We start from the raw sequence: 23,733 nt of genomic DNA on the forward strand, positions 1-23,733 counted from the left end.
GTTAGTCTTGATAGAAGTTGAGGTTAAGGCAAGGGTCAGGGACAGGGATGAACTGGTGGAGAAACTGAGGTCACTGGGGGCTGAGATGACCCGGAGGGATGAACAGAGGGACACATACTTCAATTCACCCCACAGGGATTTTGCCAGGACAGATGAGGCCCTCAGAATAAGGAAAACAGGGGGCAGAGCCTTCATAACCTACAAGGGCCCTAAGATCGATGAGAGGAGCAAGACAAGAAAGGAACTTGAAATGGAGGTTGATGACCCTGAAACCGCGGCAGGAATACTTGAGGCCCTGGGATTCTTCAGGGCACGCGAGGTGATCAAGGTCCGTGAAACCTACCGCCTGGGGGATTTCAGGGCGTCCATCGACACCGTGAAGGGCCTTGGAACCTACCTTGAAATAGAGGCAGAACTCCCGGAGGGCAGGGATTATGAAGGAGCACTCAATGAGATCTTCGGTCTCTACAGAAAACTGGGGATTGAGGAGGGATTCGAGAGAAGATCCTACCTTGAACTCCTCGAGGAACTCCGGTGACCGGAAGATGCATGCCCTCTCAAACCTTTTATACTTAAATATCTAATTTTAAATAAATGCCTCAAAACATTCATTTTAAGTAAATAATGGTTAAGGTGGTAATCCCTTGAAATACTTTGTTAGCCCCTTCAATAAAGAAGCTGAGTTAAAGTTTCCTGAAAAGATCACAATTTACGATACAACACTCCGTGACGGGGAGCAGACACCAGGTGTATGTCTCGGGACAGATGAAAAATTGGAGATAGCAAGAAAACTTGATGAACTGGGCATACACCAGATAGAAAGCGGGTTCCCTGTTGTTTCAAAACAGGAAAAGATTTCAGTGAAGGCGATAGCCGATGAGGGTCTCAATGCAGAGATACTTGCACTCTGCAGGACCAAGAAGGAGGATATCGACGTTGCCATTGACTGCGGCGTTGATGGCGTCATAACCTTCATGGCAACCTCTGACCTCCACCTTAAACACAAACTCAGGCTGACAAGGGAGGAGGCCCTAAACGTCTGCATGAACTCAATAGAATACGCAAAGGACCATGGACTCTTCCTGGCATTTTCTGCAGAGGACGCCACAAGGACGGACCTGGAATTCCTGAAGCAGATCTACAGGAAGGCAGAGGATTACGGGGCCGACAGGGTCCATATTGCGGATACCGTGGGTGCCATAAGCCCCCAGGGAATGGCCTACCTCGTACGGGAACTAAAAAAGGAAATAAATGCAGACATAGCCCTCCACTGCCATAACGATTTTGGGATGGCCCTCTGCAATTCAATAGCAGGCCTTGTTGCAGGTGGAAGCGCGGTTTCAACGACCGTTAACGGGATAGGTGAAAGGGCAGGTAACACGTCCCTTGAGGAGCTCATAATGACCCTCCTCATAATCTACGGTGTTGACCTTGGCTTCAACATAAGCGTCCTATACGAGCTCTCAAGGCTTGTTGAGAAGCACACCCTCATGAAGGTCCCTGAGAACAAACCAATAGTCGGAAAGAACGTATTCAGGCATGAATCGGGGATCCATGTGGATGCGGTTATAGAGGAACCGCTGACCTATGAGCCCTTCCTCCCTGAGATGATCGGACATCATCGCAGGATAGTCCTGGGGAAACACTCAGGGTGCCGTGCTGTTAAGGCAAAGCTTGAAGAGTACGGTATAGATGTCACCAGGGAGGAGCTCTGCAGGATAGTTGAAGAGGTCAAGAAGAACCGTGAAAAGGGAAAGTACATCAACGATGAACTCTTCGCTGAGATTGTGAGATCTGTCAGGGGACCCGTTGATTTCTAGGTGATACCATGAACATGACCGAGAAGATACTTGCGGAGGCGGCAGGTTTAAGGGAGGTTACCCCCGGGGAGATAATAGAGGCAGGGATTGACCTTGCCATGACCCATGACGGCACATCCCCCCCGACCATCAGAATCTTCAGGGAGCTGATGGAGAAGGGAGGGCCTGAAAGGGTCTGGGACCCCGAGAGGATAGTGATGGTCTTTGACCACAACGTCCCCGCCAACACCATCGGTGCAGCTGAGTTCCAGAGAGTTGCAAGGGAATTCGCCCATGAACAGGGCATAAGGAACATCTACCAGAACGCTGCAGGTATCTGTCACCAGGTACTCCCTGAGAAAGGATTCGTGAAACCCGGCATGGTCATTGTAGGCGCAGACTCCCACACCTGCACCTACGGGGCCTTCGGGGCCTTTTCAACCGGCATGGGGGCAACCGACATGGCCATGGTATTTGCAACCGGAAAAACATGGTTCATGGTACCCGAAGCCATTAGGGTTGATGTTACCGGCAGACTGCAGGATAACACAACAGCCAAGGATGTTATACTCAGGATAATAGGGGAGCTGGGTGCTGACGGTGCAACCTACAGGTCAGTGGAGTTTGGCGGCGACACCATAGAGGGGATGGGTGTTGCAGGGAGGATGACCATCTGCAACATGGCGGTTGAAATGGGTGCCAAGAACGGTATAATGGAGCCAAACAGGAAGATCCTTGATTATGTGGCCTCAAGGACGGGAGGTAAATTCAGGGTCTACACCTCAGATGATGACAGTGAATACGTGGAGGAACATGAATTTGACGTCTCCGACCTCCAGCCCCAGGTGGCGTGCCCCCATGATGTTGACAATGTTAAACCGGTTGAAATGGTTGAAGGGACACATATTGATGAGGCCTTCCTTGGCTCATGCACCAATGGCCGCTATGAGGACCTTAAAATGGCTGCAGATGTGATAGGTGACAGGAAGGTCCATGAGGATGTCCGTTTCATTGTTTCACCCGCTTCACGGGAGATATACCTCAGGGCCCTGGGGGATGGTATCATAGAGACCCTCCTGAGGGCAGGCGCCATAGTATGCAACCCTGGCTGCGGCCCATGCCTGGGTGCCCACATGGGGGTGCTGGCCCCCGGAGAGGTCAGCATAGCAACAACCAACCGCAACTTCAGGGGGAGGATGGGCGACCCATCATCAAGTGTTTACCTTGCAAATCCTGCTGTTGTTGCAGAGTCCGCGGTTAACGGGGTGATCAGCTCCCCCCAATAGGAGGCTCCATATGAATGTGAATGTCATGGAGGAGATTGAACGCATTGAGAGGATCATGGGAAAACTCTCAAACACCCAGAAGATCCTCCTCTCAACCGACGGGTCGGTTACAACAATACTGGATGTGCTGAAGGGCACGGTAACCATAAGGACACTCAAGCAGGAATTCGAGCCATGCAGTCATGAAATCGCATCCAAACTCAGTATAAATCCTGGGGACACAGTTAACCACAGGGTGGTTGTTATAGGGAACAGGGAACCCCTTATACATGCGGTGTCATACATACCCCTATCAAGGCTTGATGATGAATTCAGGGAGGACCTTATAAGGGCCGACATACCCATTGGAAGGATACTCAAGAAGCACAGGATCGAGTCGAGGAGGGAGATTGAGGTTATAGACGTTGAAAACCCCGCCCCCCAGCTTGTTAAGATATTTGGAACGGATTCCCCAATGCTCACAAGGACCTATAACATCATCCATGATGATGAGGTCCTCATAAGGATAAAGGAGACGTTTCCCTTTGAGTGGTTCAGGGAGGAGTTTTAGGATCATACCGGCTTCTTGAAGGACCTTTAAGAATTGTGGGGGTGCTTTTATGGGAGTTAAACTTAAGGATATAGTTTCACCCCGGAAGATAGGTTTCGATGACCTCAGGGGCCGCATAGTTGCAGTGGACGCTGCAAACAGCATATACCAGTTTCTATCCAGTATAAGGCAGAGGGATGGCACGCCACTCATGGACCGGGAGGGGCGCGTGACATCGCACCTCAGTGGCATACTCTACAGGACAGCTGCGGTGATGGAGAGGGAGATAAAGGTATTCTATGTCTTTGATGGCAGATCACATCACCTCAAGGGCTCCACCATAAGTAAGAGGGTTGAGGCAAGGAAGAAGTCTGAGGTGGAGTGGAAGAGGGCCCTTGAGGAGGGAGACATTGAAAGGGCAAGGAAATACGCTGTCAGGTCATCAAGGATGTCGGATGATATAGTTGAGGGTTCAAAAAGGTTGCTTGAACTCATGGGGGTGCCCTATGTCCAGGCACCGAGTGAGGGCGAGGCCCAGGCATCATTCATGGTCAGGAAAGGTGATGCATGGGCTGTGGCGTCCCAGGACTATGATTGCCTCCTCTTCGGCGCCCCGAGGGTCGTCAGGAACCTGACCCTCAGCGGAAAACTCCAGGAACCCGAGATAATTGAACTTGAAGCCGCACTTAAAAAACTTTCATTGACAAGGGAACAGCTCGTTGACCTGGCAATACTTGTTGGAACAGATTTTAACCCTGGAATTAAGGGTATAGGTCCAAAGAAGGGTCTTAAACTTATAAGGGAGAGGGGGGACATATTCGGTGTCCTTGAGGAGGTTGACGGGGACCCCGGCGGCGACCCCCTTGTCCTTCGAAGGATCTTCCTTGAACCCGATGTAACAGGGGATTATGAACTTAAATGGAGGAAACCCGACAGGGAGGGGGTCCTGGAGTTCCTCTGCTCCGAACACGGTTTCTCGGAGGAAAGGGTGCTTTCAGCACTTAAAAAGATTGAAAAGGCTTCTTTCACACAGAAAAGCCTTGAGGAGTGGTTCTGATTTTTTTATCGTTTCATGATTCTTGCAGATGGTTGATGGTGTTCCTGGTTTTATCAGGAATTGCAGATGATTCCAGAGGTATCTGAACTCTCAGGGACTCCAGTTCCTCACATCGCCGGGCCCTGGCTTTTCAAGGAAGCCCCTTCTCCTGCAGAACTCAACAAGCCTCCTGTAGGATGGATGGGTGCAGAGGGTTTCAGTGTCACCTATTATCAGCAGTTTCCTCCTTACACGTGTAAGTGAAACATTAAGCCTTCTAAGATCTCTGAGGAAACCTATGGACCCCCTACTGTTACTCCTGACCATCGAAATTATGATTATCTCCTTTTCCCTTCCCTGGAACCCGTCAACGGTGTTCACCTCCACAGGGGTCATGGATGATATGAGTTCCACCTGGTCATCGTAGGGGGTGATTATACCGATATCCGATGACCCGGCGCCCATCCCCATGAATGCCCCTGCAATTATAACCGCAAGGTCAGCCTCAACAGGGTTCCTTATGGATGTCGAACCCTTCAGCCTCTCTTCAGGGGCTTCGAGTCTGGATGTGTCAATGAAGAGGACCGGCCGGTGAGGATCCGCAAGCATCCCCTGGAGCTCCCCCTCTTCCCCCCCACTCCTGAGGATGTCGGTCACAGATAATCCTTCAAGGGATGGATGGGCCCTTATGTTGCCTGAATAGAACTCCCTGCTGGGAAACTCCATTATATCAGGGTGCATCCGGTACTGGCAGTTAAGCATCCATGATTTATCAGGGTACCTGGTGATCAGTTCCTCAAAGAGGGTACTTTCCAGTTCTGATGCTTCCTGGTTCAGTATCGTCGGAGGGAGCTGTTTATGGTCACCTGCAAGTATGAATCTAGGCGCACGTCCCAGGGGTATGAGTATGCTCGGTATGGTGGCCTGGGATGCCTCATCAACAACGGCAAGGTCAAAACTGACATTATCAATGTATTCAAGGGCTGCAGATGAATTGGTTGATAGGACAACCTGACTTTCCCTGATTATCCGGTTGGCAATCTCTGTTTCAAGCTCTTCAAGTTCCCTGTGAAGCCTGTCTATCTTCTGGTTGACCTCTATCCACCTTGCCATTGAGATCATAACGTTTGGTGAGATGCCCCTGGCACCCCTCCTCTTGGTTGCGTTAAGGAGTATCTGGGTGTCACTGAGGCCCCTCCTGAGCTGTGGTGTTGGTTTGTGATGTTTTTCACGCTCCTCCACCAGTTTATCTATTCGCTCCTGTTTTTCAATGACCATCCTGTAGTCCGGATGATTTTCGAGTTTATAGGCAAGGGTCTCCCTTATGTTCCTCTCAGAGACCCTCTGGGGGTGTCCGAGGCGCACGCACTCAACATCCTCCGCGATTCCATCCAGGAGGTTGTCCACTGCAGCGTTGCTCTCGGCCGTAACAAGGACCCTTGAGCCCCTTCTGACTTCCTGCCTTATGAGTTCATGGAGGGTCCTGGTTTTACCCGTTCCGAAGGGCCCGTGGATGAGGAAGAAGTCATCTGAACCAAGGGCTCTGCTGATGGCTTCCTTCTGGGAACTGTTAAGTTCACAGTCAATGGCCTCGAAGTCAACCCTCCTGGTGGGGGCAGGTTTATCCTTATCAAGGATGAGGCCCAGTACCTTCAGGATGTTCTTATTAACACCCTTGAGGTTATCGATCATCCTCTGGAATGTTATGTCATTGGCGTAGAGGTCGATGCGCACGTTCCTGAGGGCCCACCTGGGCACATTCTCAAGGGCCACCACAATGAACCGTTTACCCTTCCCTGCAACGGTACCTGTGAGGTCGCTTTTGAGGGGGTCTCCCCGGCTTATCAGAACAAGGTCACCCACACCTATCCTTGTCTCTATGGGGTCCCTCCTACCATACTTCACAAGGTGAAATCCAAGTTCACGCCCAGTTATCTTACCGTTCAGGCCATTTATAGCCCTGCCTATCCTTTCGCGCTTCCTGGGGGAGAGCCTCCGGATCTCATTCATCATGGCGTTTATCTCGGCTTCCCTCTCCATTTCAACTAGCCTGATGAGTTTTCTGATGTATGATTTCACCATGATCCTATCAGTCCCCTGCATTTTCAGTAATGAGTTCATTCCATTCATTGAAGATTTTTTTCATCATTTTTTAAATCCAGATGGATGATCCAGGGTTAGAAGGGAGGGTATTCCCCGAAGAATTCCCTTGCATACCTCCTGGCGGTTTCAACCTGGTGGGGGTATTTCCTTCCAAGTCGATTCTCAAGCTCGTCACGGTCTCTGGATGATGCAACGATCCTCATGAATTCAACATAAACCTCTAACTGCCTGTACCATTCCTCAGAGTCCCTGAAGCATGGAATCTCAACCGTGAGGCAGATATCCTCCCTTCTGAAGAGCTTCTTCCTTATGTGGGGTGACACCGATCCTATCAGAACACCCCTCTCAAGTTCTATGAGGGGTGGAACACCCCTTTTAAGTTTTCTTGATGGATCCGTGAGGTCATGGTAGCTTTCATCCCGGTAGCAGTGGGCTTCAAGGTAGGTTGATGGCCTGTATTCCTTTATGAGCCCCATTATCTCACGGCCCTGTCTGCTTTCGTAGTAGGAGGGGTCAAGGGTGCTCAGGTAGTTACTTGTGTTGCAGTTGTATATTACCAGTTTACCGGTTTCAATGTCGCTGAAACGGAGCCTTTTAAGGGCCCTTATGGTTGTGAGGCCCTCCCTTCCATGGACACCTCCAATGAATAATCTTACAGGGCCAGGACCCCTGTTTATGAGTCTGAAAAAGCCCAACTTCTTCCTCCTATGTCCCCTCTTCCCAGTTTTCAAGGTATCTGATCTGTTTATCCGTCAGTTCATCGATTTCTATACCCATGGCATCAAGTTTCATCCTGGCTACCGTCATGTCTATCTCATCATGTGCCCTGTAGACGCCTGGGTCCATCTTCTCCTCAAGGAGGTGCCTGGCGGATAATGCCTGCATCGCAAAGCTCATGTCCATTATCTCTGCAGGGTGGCCCTGGCCTCGCTCCGAGGCAAGGTTGACGAGCCTCCCCTCTGCCAGAAGATAAATTTTACGACCATCAGGCATTATGAAGGCTTCAATATCCTCTTTAACCTTCTTAACATCCTTTGATAGTCTTTCAAGGTCCTGACGGTTTATTTCCACGTTGAAGTGCCCTGAGTTTGCCATTATACAGCCGTCCTTCATCTCCCTGAACTCATCTGCTGCAACAACGTCAGTGTTTCCTGTTGCAGTTATCAGGATGTCTGCGTGTTTAACGGCCTCTGAGACCTTCATGACCCTGAAACCATCCATGCGGGCTTCAAGAGCCCTTATAGGGTCCACCTCTGTCACTATGACGTTCGCTCCCAGTCCATCAGCCCTCATGGCTATTCCGCGGCCGCACCATCCATAACCGCACACCACCACGGTCTTACCGGCTATCAGCATGTTGGTGGTGCCCATTATGGAGTCAAAGGTGGACTGACCGGTACCGTAACGGTTGTCAAAGAGGTACTTGGTGTAGGCATCGTTGACTGCCATCACCGGAAACTCAAGGGCACCGTCTGCTGCCATGGCCTTCAGGCGGTGTATACCGGTTGTTGTCTCCTCACAAGCCCCCCTGATATTTTCAAGCAGCTCACGACGTTCCCTGTGGACAAGGAATATCATGTCGGCACCATCATCTATGAGGATGTCGGGTTCATGGTCAAGGACCCTGTGTATGTTTTCATAGTACTCTTCATTGTTCTCCCCGCGCCACCCGTACATGTTCAGGCCCATCTCTGCACCGGCAGCCGTTGCATCGTCCTGGGTGGAGAGGGGGTTGCATCCTGTCATAGCAACCTCGGCACCACCCGCCATGAGGGTCAGTCCAAGGTTAATGGTCTTTGGTTCAAGGTGGAGGCAGGAGGCTACTGTGATCCCCCTGAAGGGTTTTTCCTCAATGAATTCTTTCTTTATCCTTTCAAGTACAGGCATGTGTTCCTGAACCCAGCGGATCTTTTTCTCACCCTGCGGGGCCAGTGAAATGTCTTTAACCTTATATGGCATTCTATCACCTGAGCAAGTTAAACATCATGATACATAAATAGTGATCCATCCTTTAAAAATAGTTGGTGGGGAATGAGGGAGAGCCCTGATTCCCTGAATTTATAGTTAAGGCTCTACCTGCCATTTAAGATGAATAATAGAGCCCTGGCAGCAGTAATGACTTCTCGCCACGGGCAGGGCGTGGCTTTAAAATTAGTCTGAAACTCGCACAAAAGGAATGATCTGGGATTTGAAGTTTAATCGAACAAAAAGAAGAGATCTGGATTTAAAAAGGGTTTTAGTGGTACTGGACCTGTTCTTCAGTACCACCCCTTGGTTTTATCTTGTTCATGGCTTCCTTGAAGTACTTCATTGAGATCTCATCGGCCTCCATGTTTTCACGGAGTGTCAGCATGGCTGCCTCTCTGCAGACAGCCTCAATGTCTGCACCAACGTAGCCTTCTGTCATCTCTGCGAGTTTTTCAAGGTCAACGTCATCTGCAAGTGGCATGTCCTTTGTGTGGACCCTGAATATGGCTAGCCTTGCCTCCTTGTCAGGGTCTTCAACCTTGACGTGTCTGTCGAATCTTCCGGGCCTCAGGAGGGCCGGGTCAAGGATGTCTGGTCTGTTGGTTGCTGCTATGACTGCAACGTCCTGGAGTTCTTCAAGGCCATCAATCTCTGTCAGGAGCTGGTTAACAACCCTCTGGGTCACACCTGAGTCTGCGCTCATACCGCTCCTTGTTGATGCGATTGAGTCGATCTCATCAAAGAATATTACTGTTGGTGCTGTCTGTCTGGCCTTTCTGAAGACCTCACGAACACCCTTCTCTGATTCACCGACCCATTTTGAGAGAAGCTCTGGCCCCTTGACTGCTATGAAGTTGGCCTGGCTTTCATTTGCCACTGCCTTTGCAAGGAGTGTCTTACCGGTACCCGGTGAACCATGGAGCAGCACACCCTTCGGTGGTTTGATTCCGAATTTCTTGAACTTTTCAGGGTACTTAAGGGGCCATTCAACCGCTTCCTGCAGTTCCTGTTTGGCATCTTCAAGTCCTCCGATGTCATCCCATGATATGTTCGGGACCTGCACCAGGACCTCCCTCAGGGCTGAGGGCTGTATCTCCTTGAGGGCGTCCTTGAAGTCGGCCTTTGTGACTATCATCTTCTTGAGGACCTCCTTGGGTATCTCCTCATCGGCCTTTATTTCAGGAAGCACCCTCCTGAGGACCCTCATGGCGGCCTCCTTGCAGAGTGATTCGAGGTCGGCACCGACGAATCCGTGGGTTATCTCTGCGAGTTCATCCAGGTCAACGTCATCTGCGAGGGGCATTCCACGCGTGTGGATCTGGAGGATCTCCTTCCTCTCATCCCTGTCAGGGACTCCTATTTCAATTTCACGGTCAAACCTGCCAGGTCTTCTGAGGGCAGGGTCAAGGGCGTCTGGCCGGTTTGTTGCACCTATTACAACAACCTGTCCCCTTGTTTTAAGCCCGTCCATGAGGGTGAGGAGCTGGGCAACGATTCTCCTTTCAACTTCACCACTGACCTCTTCCCTCTTCGGGGCTATTGCATCTATTTCATCTATGAATATTATTGAAGGAGCATTTTCCTCTGCTTCCTGGAAGAATTCCCTGAGTCTTTCCTCTGATCCACCAACGTATTTGCTCATGATCTCCGGTCCGTTGATGGCTATGAAGTGCGCGTCGCTCTCGTTGACGACAGCTTTTGCAAGGAGTGTCTTACCTGTACCTGGCGGACCGTGCATGAGAACACCCTTTGGGGGGGTTATGCCGAGCCTTTCAAAGAGTTCGGGTCTCTTCAAGGGTATTTCTATCATTTCCCTGACCTTTTTAACTTCCTCCTTGAGTCCTCCGATGTCCTCGTAGGTTACGTCCACAAGGTTCTTGACTCCCTCCAGTTTGCTGACGTCAACCGGCTTTGACTGCATCTCCACCTGGGTTGATGGGGTTACCTTCACAACTCCAGCGGGGCTTGTTGATACAACTGCCAGTTTGATTTCACCGAGGGGTGAGAGGTCCATGAAGTCCCTGAAGAATTCATCGAAGAGCCCTCCACCTGATATCTGCTGTCTTATTCCTGATACTATTATGTCGCCCTTTACAAGGACCCTGTTGAGGAACGCTGATCTTATGTCTCCTCTTATGATGATTTCCTGGTCCACCGGTGCAAGGACCACCTTCTGGGCGTCCTTTACATCAGTCCTTCTGACTGTTACCTCTTCACCTATGGATGCCCCGGCATTCTTACGGAGGTATCCGTCTATCCTTATTATGCCAAGTCCTATGTCGGACTGTGATGATACAACCGTTGCAGCGGTTACCTTTTTGCCCTCGATCTCTATGATGTCGCCGTCGTTAAGACCCAGTTTTTCCATGCATGCCGGGTCCACCCTGGCTATTCCTCTCCCCACGTCCTGCTGGGCAAGGGCCTCCGCAACTTTTAATTTAAGTTCCTTTTCGGTCATAATACAACCCACCTCTTTTCTTATATTGTTATGATTCTGGTAAGATTTATAATTTAACAGAATATTTTAGTAAACTTTGGTTACTATAATAGAGGGTATATGTTATAATATATAAAGCTTTCGGTATATTTATATAGGGGCACCGATAATTAATATAAAAACGAAATTAAGTATTAGATACGGGGGATGTTGTTCAGGATAACCCCAAAGTCCCTCAGGGATCTGAATGCCCCGGATTATTCCCAGATAAAGCTGAAGAAATAGTATGGGATGAACTTCAGTCAAACATCAGGGTTACCTTATGGAGGCACCCATACCCTCAATTACCTTCTTAACCCTTTCATAGGATTCACGTTCAAATACACGTATCCTGACGGTCAGGCTGATAAAACCGTCAGGTATCTGCGGGCCCCTGTATCTGTCGGTAACCCTGGCCTCAACAACACCATCAAGACGACCTAAAAGTTCCTCAATGACCTCGGGCCTCACGCCATCCGGGAAAACAGCAGATATATCATAGACAGCAGAATCAAGATTATCGGCCTTCCACCTCAAGAGCTCATCCCCTGAGAGGACCCTTATATTTGAGATTTTAAACTTCAGAGTCCTTTTACCAGACCTTAGAATGGCATAGTCCGGTGTAACTGATTCCAGGATGCCAACATGGACTTTACCTGAATATATGTGTTTCAGGCCAACTTCACCACCAACAGAATCCTTAAGAAGGCTCAGCTCATGGTTAAGGGCCTCTATAGCCTTATCGGAACGTCCAAGGGATGATTCAATGTCATCTATGTTCTTGGCTGCAAGGCTCATCCTCCTCACAAATTCATCCATGGCCCCTGAATCCAGGAGGTCCCTCAGCTCACCGGCGGTTTCAAGGAAAAGGTCACGCATCCTGCGGGCATGCCTGTTGTGGGTCTGGATGGAGTATGCAAGGTAGGGGTTCTGGGCCACTATCCTTGCAATAGTATCAATCATGAGGTTGTATATGGGGCTTGCAAATTTCCTTGACTCCCTTATATCCACACCTGCAGATTCAAGGGTGGCCGCTATACTGATATATGCAAAGTGCGTGAGGACCTGCACAACAGCCATCATCAGATCATGTTTCTCGGGATCCGTGACTATCACCCGGGCCTTCCGCTCCTCAAGGAACTCCTTCAGGGGCTCAAGCCACGGGTTATCCTCAGTGGGTGTCAGGACCACCACCTGACCCTCAAGGGAGGTTACGCGGGGCCCGAACATGGGGTGTGCGGGTATAAAGTATGCTCCATCAGGGATAAGTTCAGCCATTATCCTGGCGGGTTCCTCCTTAACTGATGTGACATCCATGAGAAGACACCCCTCCCTGACATTGGGGGCCACCTCCCTGAGGACATTAGGGGTCACATCAATGGGTACAGAGACTATAACCACATCAGAAGCTGAAGCAGCCCTGGTATTGTCAGGGCAGTAATCTGCACCTATCCGCTCTGCAGCGGCAAGACCCGCCTCCCGGTCACGCCCGGTTATGATGACGCTGAAGCCTTCATCCTTCAGAAACCGGGCTATCCAGTAACCAAGCCCCCTGGTGCCGCCTATAACACTCACTTTCATATTATCAACCATTCCAGCAAAGGAAAAAAATCACTGATCATCCCCTGATGCCTTAACAGCAACGTAACCCCCGAGACTTCCAAGTATAAAGCTCAGGGCACATATTACAAGAAAACCCACAGAGAAGCTGAAGAAATCGGGTCCAAGAACCGAGGCTATTCTGCCAGGCATCTCAGGTCCGAATATCATCCCTGAGATGAAGCTCAGAATTGCAAGTACCAGGGCAGCCACACCACCGGTCCCCGAACCCCTCTGCTCGGGACGGGTAAGGTATGCTGCAAGGAAGCCCGTGAATGCATAAACAAAGAGTCCATCGATGAAGAATAGCATCACAAAGCCTGCTATGATGCTGATGAAAATTGCGCTTCCAGATTCATAGTCACCCATAGAGTACACTCCCATCTGACTCTAATTTTATAACACCTTTCATATATATTATCATTGACCCAGCTGACTAGGGATTCAGGGTGTAGACAGATGAGGATACTTGAAGAGGATGAGAAAAACGGAGTCATTGAACTGGTGCCCGAAACCCTTGACGACCTCTGGCACCTCTCCCACATCATTGAAGAGGGAGACCTTCTATCAGCAAGGACAACAAGGAGGATACAGGATACGAGCGGAGAGAAGATAAGGAGCGACAGGGGTGTTAAGAAGACATTCTACCTTGGAATAAGGGTTGAGAACGTCAACTTCCATGTCTACACAGGGAGGCTGAGGGCAACAGGCATAATAGAAAGGGGACCCGAGGACCTGGTGCCCCTGGGGTCACACCACACACTGGAGGTTAAACTGAACACACCCCTCCGGATTAAAAAGGATTCATGGAGCAGATGGACACTCCGAAGGCTCCAGGAGGCGGTTAAAGCATCAAAGGAGATCAGGGCCATAATCCTGGTCATTGAGGATGATGTGGCTGACCTGGGCATAATAAGACAGTACGGTGTTGAGTACCAGGGACCCATAACAGGCAACATCCCAGGGAAGAGGATGCAGCAGAGGGACAGGGGTAAACTAAAGCAGGAATTCTACAGGAAAATCACCGAGGCCATAAGCAAGTACGGCGACCTTGAAACCCTCATAATCGCAGGTCCCGGTTTCTACAAGTCAGACTTCCATGAATACCTCATGGACATGCACCCTGAGATCGGCAGAAAGGCCGTGATTGAGAACACCGGTACCGGTGGAAGGTCAGGGATCTATGAGGTTCTGAGGAAGGGGACGGTGGAGAAGGTTTCATCGGAGAACAGGATAGCATCCGAGATAAGAAACGTGAACACTTTACTTGAAAGACTGGCAAGGGACCCTGACTCAGTCGTCTACGGACGGGATGAGGTTATAAACGCCATAAACATGGGCGCGGTTGAGAAGCTCCTGGTCCTTGACAGGGTGGTTAGCCGGGAGGACATTGAAGGCTACCTTGACATTGTTGAGAGCATGGGGGGCACCGTGATCCTTATAAGCAGTGAACATGAGGGCGGCAGGCAGCTGGAGGCCCTCGGGGGACTTGCAGGAATTTTAAGGTTCAAACTTTCATGATTTTTTTGGGGTGTTAAATGTTCCGGATCATCCCTGAGAGATGTACAGGCTGCGGCAACTGCCGGACAATTCAATGTTCAGAGCCCTGCTCTTCCTGCGGTACCTGTCAGCTGGCATGCCCTTCCGGGGCACTGATACCCGGAGAACAGGATGAAACCCTGTGCACTGTAACGGTGAATGGGGTGAGGGTGAGGGCCAGGGGCACGGTTAAAAATGCCCTTGAAGCGGCAGGATTCAGGGTAAGTTCTCTGCCGGATGAGGGAGATTTATTCGCCCCCTGCGGTTCAGGTGGCTGCTGGGCCTGCAGTGTATCTGTTAACGGCAGACCAGCACAGGCATGCATAACACCCCCTCAAGGGGGGATGGTGATAGAGACCATGGATGAACCAGCCCTGAGGTATGTGAGCAGATTCGGACCCCACACAGCAGGAGGTGTGGGCACACCGCACCATGAAAAGACGGGGCTGGCGGTGGAGGTGGTCTGCTTTGCCCATGGATGCAACCTCAGATGCCCCCAGTGTCAGAAGAGTCAGGCGGCATTCACAGGCGGCCTGAACCTCCTGGACCCAGAGGAAACCGCCAACCTCCTCCTTGGGGTGGAATCGGTCTACAGGACAGGTACGGTGACCTTTTCAGGGGGAGAATGCACCCTCAACAGGGCCTGGCTCATAAAATCCATTGAAGAGGTCAGAAAAAGGGACGGGTCCCTGAACATACACGTTGATACCAATGGAACCATACTCACCAGGGACTACATTGATGAACTGGTACTTGCAGGGATGAGAAGGATCGGGATAGACCTGAAGGGACTGCGCCCTGAGACCTTCATGAGGATAACTGGCATGGAGGACAGGAAAACCTCGGAGGCCTACCTTGAAAACTCATGGGATGCCATCCGTTACATCGCAACAGGACACAGGGAGGTATTCCTTGGAGTGGGAGTGCCCTATAACAGCAAACTCATATCTGTCGATGAAATTAGGGGGATGGCGGCCCTGATAGGATCAATCAGCAGAAAAATACAGGTCACGGTACTTGACTACAGGTCCGAATTCAGGTGCATGGACATTGAAAGACCATCGGTTAAGGAAATGCTTCATGTAAAGGGGGTCATGGAGGATGAAGGACTTGAAGTGGTACTGGCACAGACAGAACACGGTTTCATGGGACCCTGATAACCCTGTTTCAGGGGGGGTGATGCATTCAATGAAGGTCATGAGACGATGAGGCCCCCTTCATGTGATGAAGGAATAGGGGACATCATGATCCCAGCAGCATGGAATGACCCAAAACCACCTTAACCATATAGGAGCATGTATCATGACACTCAACTGGATGAATTTAGTGGTTGCAGGAGCCATAACACTAATTTTAACGCCATTAACAGCCAGAATAATTTCCATATTCAGGGAATCAAACCTCTACACGGATGTGAGGGGTGGAACTCCCAGGGGAGCGGGCCTTGCACCGTTCACAGCCCTCACCCTCTTTACACCGGCACCCTTCAACATCCCCCTGGCCATTATGGGGGTCCTTGCATTTATTGATGACCTGAGCGGCAGGAGACGTATAGGTAGCCTTCCTCTTGAATGGGGGCAGGTTTCAAGGGGGGCGGGGATTATAGCCGTCACAGCCCTCACCTATCCTGTCATGGGTCCTTCAGGCTTCCTTGTGGCCATGATGGTACAGCCACTCAACATTGCAGATATGCAGCCAGGCGCCGCATGCACCTCCACCATGATACTCTCCCTCCTGGCGATAATGGTATCAATCATAACGGGATCGGACCCCTACATGCCTTTACTTGTTTTAACCGTCTGCGCAGCCTACTCACCCATGGACTATGCTGGAAGGATAATGATGGGTGAGGTTGGAAACCACAGCCTTGCAGTTGCCCTTGGAATTTCATTTTACCTTGCAGGGGGCCCGCTTACACTTCTCTCATTCTTCATCATAAGTCCCCTTGTTATTGCAGCTGTGAGGGGTGAGAAACTCTCCTCATTCCTTGAGGAAAAACTTGGAATCGAGAACCCCACACCCGGGGACCTCTACATGGATGTGCTGACAGGAGGGGGCCTCGGGGACCTTGCGAGAAAAATAATACTCAGAAATAGGAGTTTCAGCGTTGATAACAGGTTCCTCATTGCCCTTGGATTCAGAAGACTCCTCTACAATCCATTCGCTGGCTGAAGGGGCCCTTGTATCAGTTTATCCTCCTGGCCTTTATTATCGAAACTATAAGGGCAAGGGCGATGAGGAAACTCACTGCAAATCCAAAAAGTCCAAGGTAGGGAAACTTCTGGAGTATCAGGGCTTCATTGGGGAGAACCACCAGTGATGAACCGATTATAAGGGCTGAAACAAGCAGGGCAAGTGATATCCTGTTGGTTGACCTTTCAATTCTCTTTGAGATTTCATCAAGGTTTTTATGTTCAAGTTCCATCCTGATTTTACCCTCCTCGAGCCTCTGAACGGTCCTTATTATGCTCTGTGGAAGGTCGTTGATGATATGATCCATTTCAATGAGGGTGGTTGGGGCGCTGTCAAGGACCCTCATGGGGTTCAGGCGCTGCCTTATAAGCTCATGGGTCATCTCCCATGCGACTTCCAGGCCATTGAACCGTGGATCGAGGCGTTCACCCAGATCCTCGGCCATGCTCATAACCCTTGCAAGGAGAACGAAGTCCCGGGGGATCCTTATCCCATGCTTCATGATCATCTCAGGCATTGTGAATTCTGTGAGCAGTTCCCCCACCTTCCTTATATCGGCACCATAGTAACGGTCAAGGAGGTCCATGATATCATACCTGATTTCATCGGGATCGGTTTCCTCGGTGAGGATGTTCATGTACCTCAGCTGGTTCACTATACCGTTAACATCATAGTTCATTAGGAGGATGAAGAGTTCAGCAAGGTTCTTCCTGAAAGAAGCATCAAGGTGTCCCATCATCCCGAAGTCAAGGAAACAGAGCACGTTACCCCTCTGCACAAGGATGTTCCCCGGGTGGGGGTCTGCATGGAAGAATCCATGGATGAATATCTGCCTGAAATAGCACCTGGCACCCCTCTCGGCGATGGTCCGCGCATTGAACTTAATGTCAGAGTCGAGGATGTCCGTGAGTTTAACACCCTCCACATATTCCATTGTAAGCACCTTACCAGTGGAGTACTCCCTGTACACGTAGGGCGCATAGACGGTATCATCATCCCTGAACAGTGAACGGAACCTTTCTGCGTTGTTAGCCTCCTGGTGATAGTCAAGCTCCTTCCTGATAGCTCTCTCAAACTCAGAGACTATCCCTGGCAGATTATAGTACCTTAAACTAGGAATACGATCATCCGCAAGCTTTGCAAGGTACTTCATGATTATTATATCGCTTTTGATGGTTCCTGTTATACCCGGCCGCTGCACCTTCACGGCAACAACATCACCCGACCTTAAGCGTGCCCTGTGGACCTGACCTATTGACGCTGATGCGAGGGGTTCCTCATCAAACTCAGCGAATACGTCCTCCAGGGGTTCCCCAAGTTCTGATTCAATGACGGCTTTCACGTCCCTAAAGGGGAATGGGGGGGCTTCATCCTGGAGCTTTGAGAGTTCATCTGCCAGCTCCTTTCCAACGAGATCAGCGCGGGTACTGAGGACCTGTCCCAGTTTAATGAAGGTGGTGCCGAGTTCCTCAAGAACAAGCCTCAACCTGACAGCAGCGGGCTCATGGACTTCATCCGGATGTCTTATATAGAGTTTGAGGGTCTCAAAGAATCTGTTTTTCAGTCCGACAGCCTCAAGGATGTTTCCAAACTGGTATTTTCCCATAACCCCTATGATCTCCCTGAGGCGTCCCATATCCGGGCGGGTATTATAGGGGGGCACCTTCATATTAAGCACTTATTTAATGTATCAGTATTTAAAGGTATTCAGAAGAATGTTCTCATAGAACGAGGCTGTTACCGTACAGTCAATTCAATCAATCAGAGGGTCATGGTGATTATATGAAGGCACTATTCACTGTAACAGGTCGTGGAATGGGAGGCGACGCCATAACAGCGCTTAACATAGCCAGAGCACTTGAAAAAAGAGGATTTGAATGTGAGTTCGCCCTTGACCACAGCGCCCCGGGAATCCTTTTCAGGAAGAGGGGTATTGAGTGGCACAGGGTAAGGATACCACAGGCAGGCGGCCATGCAGCAACATTAAAAAACACCATTAAGGCGGCTTTAAGCACTCTTAGGGCCGTTTACGAAACCCTGAAGCTTATAAGACGAACAGAACCCGATGTTGTTGTTGGTGTCATAGGTGGCGGTGCGATTGTCGGCTGCCTCTCTGCAAGGATTGCCAGGGTGCCTGCTGTGGGTATACTTATAACACCACTGGATGCAAGGGTCTGCACCCGCCTTAACAGGAACATAGCACTCCCTGAATCCAGTCTCTTTGGAAAAAATTACAGGGGTGTTGAGAGCATTTATTCACCAATAAACCCTGAAATAACCCGTGGAGAACCTGAAAGGGCGGTTGAAAGGATGCCCACTGACTTTGATCCGGAGAAACCGACCATTGTTTTTTCATCGGGATCATCACTCTTCAGGCTGATGGCTGAGGCGGCAGTTAAAACAGCCGAATCCGGTATTGATGCAAACATAGTCACTGTCGGCCACCCCCTGAGGGAGGAGTACATGAGGATCATCGATCATGAGGGGATAATCAACCTTGGATACATTGACTGGATCAGTGACCTCTACAGCCTGGCAGACCTTGCCGTGCTATCAGATGATGGTGTCATGGTCCATGAGGCCATAGCATTACAGGTCCCGGTCGTGGCCCTGAGGGGTGTTAAATATGGAAGGTACCATAACATGGCATCGGTATTTCCAAGCGCGGTTATCGGGGCAGGCAATGATGATGTTGTTGATGCCATATCAAGGGCCCTCAGTGATTCCGAGAATATTAAGGCGGCGGCAAGGAAGTACAGTGATGATGTTCTTGCCGCTGCAGACAGGATAGCAGGCATCATAGCAGAGGAGGCATCCAGGCGCTCCAAGGATGGCTGATGGGCTCATAGGGGTGATCAATCTTCCTTCACCTATTCTTTACTTTCATCTCCATCAGTACCTTGAGAGGAACCTCATGATCTTGTAGACGGCATCCGTTGAGGGGTGGGTTTCAATGAACCTGTCGAAATCATACAGGGATATTCCAAGCCTCATGAGGAGTGATAGGTAGGCGATACCTATCCTCGCCCCCGGTGCAACGGAGTACACACTGGCTTCGCCGCCGTCCTCCGCCAGTTTAACCCTGGTGAGCCCTGTCTTACCCTCAGGGACGCCCCAGAATGATCCGGGTCCTGCAAGTCCTGGTATTGTTGCTTCCACTCCATCAATATCACGGTTATCGATGAAGCCCACATCATAGCCGAGGGAGATGGAGCGTGGTATGTGCCTGTAGTCTATCCTCCTTTCAATCCCCGCTGCATTAAGCCCCGCCACACTGCCCTGGAGCCTTGCAATGGGGGTTGTGCCGGGTCCTCCTGTAACCTCACCTGCGGCATAAACGTTTTTTCTTGATGTTTCCATCCGGTCATTCACAAGGACAGCACCCCCCCTTCCAAGTTCAACGAATCCTTCAAGAAACTCTGAGTTTGGTTTAAGACCCGTTGCAAGAAGTGGCAGTCCCTCAATGTAACCCCTGGAGGTTTCAGCACCGAATTCATCCATACGAAGGGTGGGTGTGTCCTCAAGGATATTAACATCATCAAGGAGTTTATCGGTGACATAGACCCTTATTACAGGGTCGAGGTCATGCAGGAATCCGCTCCTTGAGACCACCGTGACCTCCGATCCGAATGATGAGAATATGAAGGCAAATTCTGCGGCTATAACTCCCCCACCAATTATAACAAGTTTCTCTGGAAGTTCAGGGATGTTGAGGATGTCTCTGTAGGTTATTGCATTCTCAGCACCATCTAATGGTGGTATCATCGGGCCTGCGCCGCTTGCAATTATGAGGCGGTCATACTGGATTTCATCGTCACCGGCAATCACACGACCATCCTCCACCATGGCCTCGGCGTATATTATTTCAACACCGGCCTCCCTGGTTTCCCCTTCTGTGACGTGCCTGATTTTGTTCAGGACATCCTTCACACCCCCTGCAATCCTGGGATAGTCAGGGGTGAAGTCAATGTCAAGCACCCCAAGGTCACGCAGGCGTCCTGCATCATTAAGGAGCCTTGCAACATCATTCAGGCCACATACAACCATGCAGCCTTCATTGAGGCATGTTCCACCAATACTATTTTTTTCAATAAGTGTAACCTCATTTTCGAGGGCAGCCAGTTCCATTGCAGCGGCCCTTCCAGCTGGACCTCCCCCTATAACAGCACAGCGCATCTGAAACACCCGGTATTAATTTTTCGATGTGGTTTCCCACAAATCTTTATATGCCACCAGTCTTTATCTATTTACTAGTGTGTATTTTTGACTGTTATCCTATAAGTTGGAGAGGGTTATTGAATGTGTATTGCAGCACCTGCTCAGATTATTGAAATTGACAGTGAGGATAATGTTGCCACCGTTGATTTTGGTGGTGTGAGGCAACAGGTTAAACTTGATCTTGTGGATGATGTTGAGGAGGGCAAGTACGTCCTTGTTCACTCAGGCTATGCAATTGAGGTGATGTCTGATGAGGCAGCCAGGGAATCACTTGAAGCCTGGGATGAACTTTTAAAGGCCCTTGAAGAAGAGGATAACCTGGAGTTATGATGCTTCAGGTGTTCACGCGAAAATAGATTTATTGATGGGCTTCCGGGCCCAGGGCACATTTTTTCACCACACTCTTTTCATATTTTTAATTTTTATGGTCCTATTCAGTAGATTGAGACTCTTTTCACACCTTTAATTTTCAGGAACTCCTTCAGCAGAAAACCGGGAATGGGTTTATCGGTTATTATGGTGAGTTTCGGGTTTTCATCAAGTTCAGGGTCCCCTGCATGGGCCTGCCTTATGCTTATACCTTTCTCTGAGATGAGCCTTGCTGCGGCTGCAAGTATACCAGGGTTCCTGGCGTTGGCCTCTATCTCAACAACCCCCAGTTCCAGGTCATCCGCCACGTTCCTCAGGAGGGAGCCTGCAGGCATTATGTTCTGGAATATGCCTGATAGTTTTTCGTCCCTGAGTATGATCTCCGCCGTTGCCCGGATGGTGCGCCTGTCAACCCCAGCAGCCCTTGCAAGGGCAACGTCACTTATCTCAACATCATCACAGTAGACCTTGCCGTTACTGTCTATCTTGAAGCCAAGTTCTATGATCTTCCTTGCCACGTTCATACGGGCAGGGTACCTTTCGAATCTATGTTTTATCTGCTTCCACATACACACCACCACATCAATGTACATTATTATACAGACAAGATTTAAATAGTACTTCCATGTATAAGTACTTTGTGGATTAGTGAAGGTTGATAACCATGTACAGGAGTGAATGTTTTTGGCAGCATAAACTTAAGGAAACCCCGAAGAGAAAGATTAGAACTCGGGGACCCCTTTGAACTCTTCAGGAATGTGTACCGGAACTTTGATTCATGTTTTCTTCTGGAATCAATGGAAAGCGACACCGGACTTGCAAGGTACTCCTTCCTTGGCTTCGACCCCCGGATGATCATAAGGGCAGAATCAACCACGGTGGAGGTTGAAAGGGACGGGTCTTCGGAGTTCATTGACACAGAAAACCCCTTTGAAATCCTAAGGAACATCTCAGGAATGACCGAAAACTCCAGGGGATTCTCCGGAGGCCTGGTAGGTTACATATCATACCAGGCAGCCAGATTATTTGATAAGATCTGTTTGAGCCCAGGGGACTTCCCTGACTTCGAATTCGGACTCTTTCTGGATGGAATAATATACAACCACCTGACCGGAAACTGCACCTACATAACCCTCGGGGAAAACCGCCTTGATGAGATCAGGAAAGTCATGGGGGATGCGGTTCCCACAGGCAGACTCAGATATTCAGAGGAAGGGACACTCTTCTCAAGGAAAAGATATGAGAACATGGTCCTCGAGGCCAAGGAGAAAATCAGAAGGGGTGAAATCTTCCAGGCAGTGCTCTCAAACGCCACAGATTACCGGTTAAGGGGTGACAGGCTGGCATTCTACCAGGCACTCAGGCGGACAAACCCATCACCCTACATGTACCACCTGAAACTTGGAGAAAGGGAGATAATAGGTTCAAGTCCGGAAATGCTTGTGAGGGTTGAGAACAGGAAGGTTGAAACATTTCCGATTGCAGGTACAAGGCCCCGGGGCAGAACACCAGATAAGGACAGGAGGATTGCATCTGAACTTCTATCTGATGAGAAGGAACTTGCAGAACACCTCATGCTGGTTGACCTTGCAAGGAATGATATCGGAAGGGTGTCAGAGTTCGGATCGGTGAAGGTACCCGAGTACATGGAGATAAGAAGGTTCTCCCATGTACAGCACATACTCTCCCATGTAACCGGACGCCTAAGGAGGAACATGGATGCACTGGATGCAGTCAGGGCACTTTTCCCTGCAGGGACCGTAAGCGGAGCACCAAAGATAAGGGCAATGGAGATAATAGAATCCCTGGAGGGTGTTCCGAGAAATGCCTACGCAGGAGCCCTGGGGTACCTTTCACTCAACGGCAATGCAGACTTTGCAATAACCATAAGGTCAATGGTATGCAGTGGAAAAACAGGGAGAATACAGGCAGGAGCAGGGATAGTACATGACTCCGTGCCTGAGAATGAATACCTTGAGTGTCAGAACAAGGCAAGGGCCCTTATAAATTCACTTGAACTGGCAGGTGAGGGGTCATGATACTCATAATAGATAACTATGACTCATTCACCCACAACCTCTACCAGATGGTGGGTGAAATCTTGGAAACAGGTGATGAGGAAATCCAGGTCTTCAGGAACGATGAACTTGAAATCTCAGATGTGGAGAAACTGGATCCGGCAAAGATAATCATATCCCCGGGCCCAGGCACCCCTGAAAGAAGGGATGATTTCGGGATATGCAGGGATGTAATTAGAATATTCCATGATAGACCCATACTGGGGGTCTGCCTTGGACATCAGGGGATATTTTCATCCTTCGGGGGGAGAATAGACTACGGGGAACCTGTCCATGGAAAGATAGCACTGATAACCCATGACGGTTCGGAGATATTCAGGGGAGTCCCCAGCCCCTTCAGGGCAACAAGGTATCATTCCATCACCTGCAGCGACATTAACATCCCCCCTGATCTCAGGGTAACGGCAAGAACAGATGACGGGATTATAATGGCGGTTAAGCACGTAAAACACCCTATTTACGGGTTACAGTTCCACCCAGAATCCATAGGGACACCCAGTGGAAGGAAGATACTTGAAAATTTCCTGAGGATGTGATCAA

21 protein-coding genes are annotated in these 23,733 nt (G+C 49.9%); 12 read left to right on the forward strand and 9 right to left on the reverse strand.

Annotated features, from left to right (window positions below):
• Positions 1-7 precede the first annotated feature (7 nt).
• From cyaB to fen, 5 genes are all read left to right on the forward strand, one after another.
• Positions 8-538 carry a class IV adenylate cyclase gene (cyaB, locus tag N5910_RS00945; protein WP_191216326.1) on the forward strand — a complete coding sequence of 177 codons (531 nt, stop codon included), beginning with the start codon at positions 8-10 and terminating at the stop codon, positions 536-538.
• Between the two features lie 106 nt (positions 539-644).
• A complete protein-coding gene (locus tag N5910_RS00950; RefSeq protein WP_074358340.1) occupies positions 645-1,820 on the forward strand; it encodes a homocitrate synthase family protein in 1,176 nt (391 codons plus the stop codon).
• Positions 1,821-1,828: 8 nt separating this feature from the next.
• Complete coding sequence (gene hacA / locus N5910_RS00955) at positions 1,829-3,085, forward strand: homoaconitase large subunit (protein WP_191216327.1); 1,257 nt, start codon at positions 1,829-1,831, stop codon at positions 3,083-3,085.
• Positions 3,086-3,095: 10 nt separating this feature from the next.
• Positions 3,096-3,635, forward strand: coding sequence for a chorismate--pyruvate lyase family protein (locus N5910_RS00960; RefSeq protein ID WP_261599657.1), 540 nt, complete (start codon positions 3,096-3,098; stop codon positions 3,633-3,635).
• Between the two features lie 49 nt (positions 3,636-3,684).
• On the forward strand, positions 3,685-4,671 hold the full coding sequence (gene fen / locus N5910_RS00965; RefSeq protein WP_074358343.1) for a flap endonuclease-1: 987 nt from the start codon (positions 3,685-3,687) through the stop codon (positions 4,669-4,671).
• A 90-nt stretch (positions 4,672-4,761) separates the two neighbouring features.
• Here the strand turns inward: fen and N5910_RS00970 are convergent, their stop codons facing one another.
• From N5910_RS00970 to N5910_RS00995, 6 genes are all read right to left on the reverse strand, one after another.
• On the reverse strand, positions 4,762-6,753 hold the full coding sequence (locus N5910_RS00970) for an IGHMBP2 family helicase (RefSeq protein ID WP_261599658.1): 1,992 nt from the start codon (positions 6,751-6,753) through the stop codon (positions 4,762-4,764).
• 74 nt (positions 6,754-6,827) lie between these two features.
• Positions 6,828-7,448, reverse strand: coding sequence for a DUF2119 domain-containing protein (locus N5910_RS00975; RefSeq protein ID WP_191216329.1), 621 nt, complete (start codon positions 7,446-7,448; stop codon positions 6,828-6,830).
• 10 nt (positions 7,449-7,458) lie between these two features.
• Positions 7,459-8,712, reverse strand: a complete 1,254-nt coding sequence (gene ahcY, locus N5910_RS00980) for an adenosylhomocysteinase (protein ID WP_191216330.1) — start codon at positions 8,710-8,712, stop codon at positions 7,459-7,461.
• Positions 8,713-8,989: 277 nt separating this feature from the next.
• The gene (locus N5910_RS00985; RefSeq protein ID WP_191216331.1) at positions 8,990-11,179 is read right to left on the reverse strand and encodes a CDC48 family AAA ATPase; all 2,190 of its coding nucleotides are present in this window, start codon (positions 11,177-11,179) and stop codon (positions 8,990-8,992) included.
• A 294-nt stretch (positions 11,180-11,473) separates the two neighbouring features.
• A complete protein-coding gene (locus tag N5910_RS00990) occupies positions 11,474-12,778 on the reverse strand; it encodes a prephenate dehydrogenase (RefSeq protein WP_084531317.1) in 1,305 nt (434 codons plus the stop codon).
• Between the two features lie 30 nt (positions 12,779-12,808).
• Positions 12,809-13,165, reverse strand: a complete 357-nt coding sequence (locus N5910_RS00995; protein ID WP_074358348.1) for a hypothetical protein — start codon at positions 13,163-13,165, stop codon at positions 12,809-12,811.
• 90 nt (positions 13,166-13,255) lie between these two features.
• On the opposite strand from N5910_RS00995, the gene N5910_RS01000 reads away from it, so the two are divergent.
• From N5910_RS01000 to N5910_RS01010, 3 genes are all read left to right on the forward strand, one after another.
• Positions 13,256-14,317: an mRNA surveillance protein pelota gene (locus tag N5910_RS01000; protein WP_074358349.1), complete on the forward strand. Its 1,062-nt coding sequence runs from the start codon at positions 13,256-13,258 to the stop codon at positions 14,315-14,317.
• Between the two features lie 17 nt (positions 14,318-14,334).
• Complete coding sequence (locus N5910_RS01005; RefSeq protein ID WP_074358350.1) at positions 14,335-15,492, forward strand: radical SAM protein; 1,158 nt, start codon at positions 14,335-14,337, stop codon at positions 15,490-15,492.
• Between the two features lie 160 nt (positions 15,493-15,652).
• The gene (locus N5910_RS01010) at positions 15,653-16,507 is read left to right on the forward strand and encodes a hypothetical protein (protein ID WP_191216562.1); all 855 of its coding nucleotides are present in this window, start codon (positions 15,653-15,655) and stop codon (positions 16,505-16,507) included.
• Positions 16,508-16,520: 13 nt separating this feature from the next.
• On the opposite strand, the gene N5910_RS01015 is transcribed toward N5910_RS01010, so the two are convergent.
• Complete coding sequence (locus tag N5910_RS01015; RefSeq protein WP_074358352.1) at positions 16,521-18,197, reverse strand: ABC1 kinase family protein; 1,677 nt, start codon at positions 18,195-18,197, stop codon at positions 16,521-16,523.
• A 113-nt stretch (positions 18,198-18,310) separates the two neighbouring features.
• On the opposite strand from N5910_RS01015, the gene N5910_RS01020 reads away from it, so the two are divergent.
• Positions 18,311-19,366: a glycosyltransferase gene (locus tag N5910_RS01020; protein ID WP_261599659.1), complete on the forward strand. Its 1,056-nt coding sequence runs from the start codon at positions 18,311-18,313 to the stop codon at positions 19,364-19,366.
• A 54-nt stretch (positions 19,367-19,420) separates the two neighbouring features.
• Here the strand turns inward: N5910_RS01020 and N5910_RS01025 are convergent, their stop codons facing one another.
• Entirely contained in the window at positions 19,421-20,704 is a 1,284-nt protein-coding gene (locus N5910_RS01025; protein ID WP_074358354.1) for an FAD-dependent oxidoreductase, read from the reverse strand.
• Positions 20,705-20,827: 123 nt separating this feature from the next.
• Between N5910_RS01025 and N5910_RS01030 the strand changes: the two genes are divergently transcribed.
• On the forward strand, positions 20,828-21,076 hold the full coding sequence (locus N5910_RS01030) for a HypC/HybG/HupF family hydrogenase formation chaperone (RefSeq protein ID WP_074358355.1): 249 nt from the start codon (positions 20,828-20,830) through the stop codon (positions 21,074-21,076).
• A 104-nt stretch (positions 21,077-21,180) separates the two neighbouring features.
• Here N5910_RS01030 and N5910_RS01035 read toward each other — a convergent pair whose 3' ends face one another.
• Positions 21,181-21,684 carry an amino acid-binding protein gene (locus N5910_RS01035; protein WP_261599660.1) on the reverse strand — a complete coding sequence of 168 codons (504 nt, stop codon included), beginning with the start codon at positions 21,682-21,684 and terminating at the stop codon, positions 21,181-21,183.
• A gap of 105 nt (positions 21,685-21,789) precedes the next feature.
• Between N5910_RS01035 and trpE the strand changes: the two genes are divergently transcribed.
• Together trpE and N5910_RS01045 are read left to right on the forward strand one after the other, a co-directional pair.
• Positions 21,790-23,154, forward strand: a complete 1,365-nt coding sequence (gene trpE, locus N5910_RS01040; protein ID WP_074358357.1) for an anthranilate synthase component I — start codon at positions 21,790-21,792, stop codon at positions 23,152-23,154.
• A complete protein-coding gene (locus N5910_RS01045) occupies positions 23,151-23,729 on the forward strand; it encodes an anthranilate synthase component II (protein WP_074358358.1) in 579 nt (192 codons plus the stop codon). Before trpE ends, N5910_RS01045 begins: the two co-directional genes overlap by 4 nt.
• Positions 23,730-23,733: the final 4 nt, after the last annotated feature.

Origin of the sequence: Methanothermobacter wolfeii (assembly GCF_025397995.1) — an archaeon.
In the GTDB taxonomy this organism is placed as follows: domain Archaea; phylum Methanobacteriota; class Methanobacteria; order Methanobacteriales; family Methanothermobacteraceae; genus Methanothermobacter; species Methanothermobacter wolfei.

What these genes read in the sequence shown, in the direction of transcription:
- hacA (WP_191216327.1), top strand. Translation starts at nt 1,829, where the DNA reads ATGAACATGACCGAGAAGATACTTGCGGAGGCGGCAGGTTTAAGGGAG.
- N5910_RS00960 (WP_261599657.1), top strand. Translation starts at nt 3,096, where the DNA reads ATGAATGTGAATGTCATGGAGGAGATTGAACGCATTGAGAGGATCATG.
- fen (WP_074358343.1), top strand. Translation starts at nt 3,685, where the DNA reads ATGGGAGTTAAACTTAAGGATATAGTTTCACCCCGGAAGATAGGTTTC.
- N5910_RS00970 (WP_261599658.1), bottom strand. Translation starts at nt 6,753, where the DNA reads ATGCAGGGGACTGATAGGATCATGGTGAAATCATACATCAGAAAACTC.
- ahcY (WP_191216330.1), bottom strand. Translation starts at nt 8,712, where the DNA reads ATGCCATATAAGGTTAAAGACATTTCACTGGCCCCGCAGGGTGAGAAA.
- N5910_RS00985 (WP_191216331.1), bottom strand. Translation starts at nt 11,179, where the DNA reads ATGACCGAAAAGGAACTTAAATTAAAAGTTGCGGAGGCCCTTGCCCAG.
- N5910_RS00990 (WP_084531317.1), bottom strand. Translation starts at nt 12,778, where the DNA reads ATGAAAGTGAGTGTTATAGGCGGCACCAGGGGGCTTGGTTACTGGATA.
- N5910_RS00995 (WP_074358348.1), bottom strand. Translation starts at nt 13,165, where the DNA reads ATGGGTGACTATGAATCTGGAAGCGCAATTTTCATCAGCATCATAGCA.
- N5910_RS01000 (WP_074358349.1), top strand. Translation starts at nt 13,256, where the DNA reads ATGAGGATACTTGAAGAGGATGAGAAAAACGGAGTCATTGAACTGGTG.
- N5910_RS01005 (WP_074358350.1), top strand. Translation starts at nt 14,335, where the DNA reads ATGTTCCGGATCATCCCTGAGAGATGTACAGGCTGCGGCAACTGCCGG.
- N5910_RS01010 (WP_191216562.1), top strand. Translation starts at nt 15,653, where the DNA reads ATGAATTTAGTGGTTGCAGGAGCCATAACACTAATTTTAACGCCATTA.
- N5910_RS01015 (WP_074358352.1), bottom strand. Translation starts at nt 18,197, where the DNA reads ATGAAGGTGCCCCCCTATAATACCCGCCCGGATATGGGACGCCTCAGG.
- N5910_RS01020 (WP_261599659.1), top strand. Translation starts at nt 18,311, where the DNA reads ATGAAGGCACTATTCACTGTAACAGGTCGTGGAATGGGAGGCGACGCC.
- N5910_RS01025 (WP_074358354.1), bottom strand. Translation starts at nt 20,704, where the DNA reads ATGCGCTGTGCTGTTATAGGGGGAGGTCCAGCTGGAAGGGCCGCTGCA.
- N5910_RS01030 (WP_074358355.1), top strand. Translation starts at nt 20,828, where the DNA reads ATGTGTATTGCAGCACCTGCTCAGATTATTGAAATTGACAGTGAGGAT.
- N5910_RS01035 (WP_261599660.1), bottom strand. Translation starts at nt 21,684, where the DNA reads ATGTGGAAGCAGATAAAACATAGATTCGAAAGGTACCCTGCCCGTATG.
- N5910_RS01045 (WP_074358358.1), top strand. Translation starts at nt 23,151, where the DNA reads ATGATACTCATAATAGATAACTATGACTCATTCACCCACAACCTCTAC.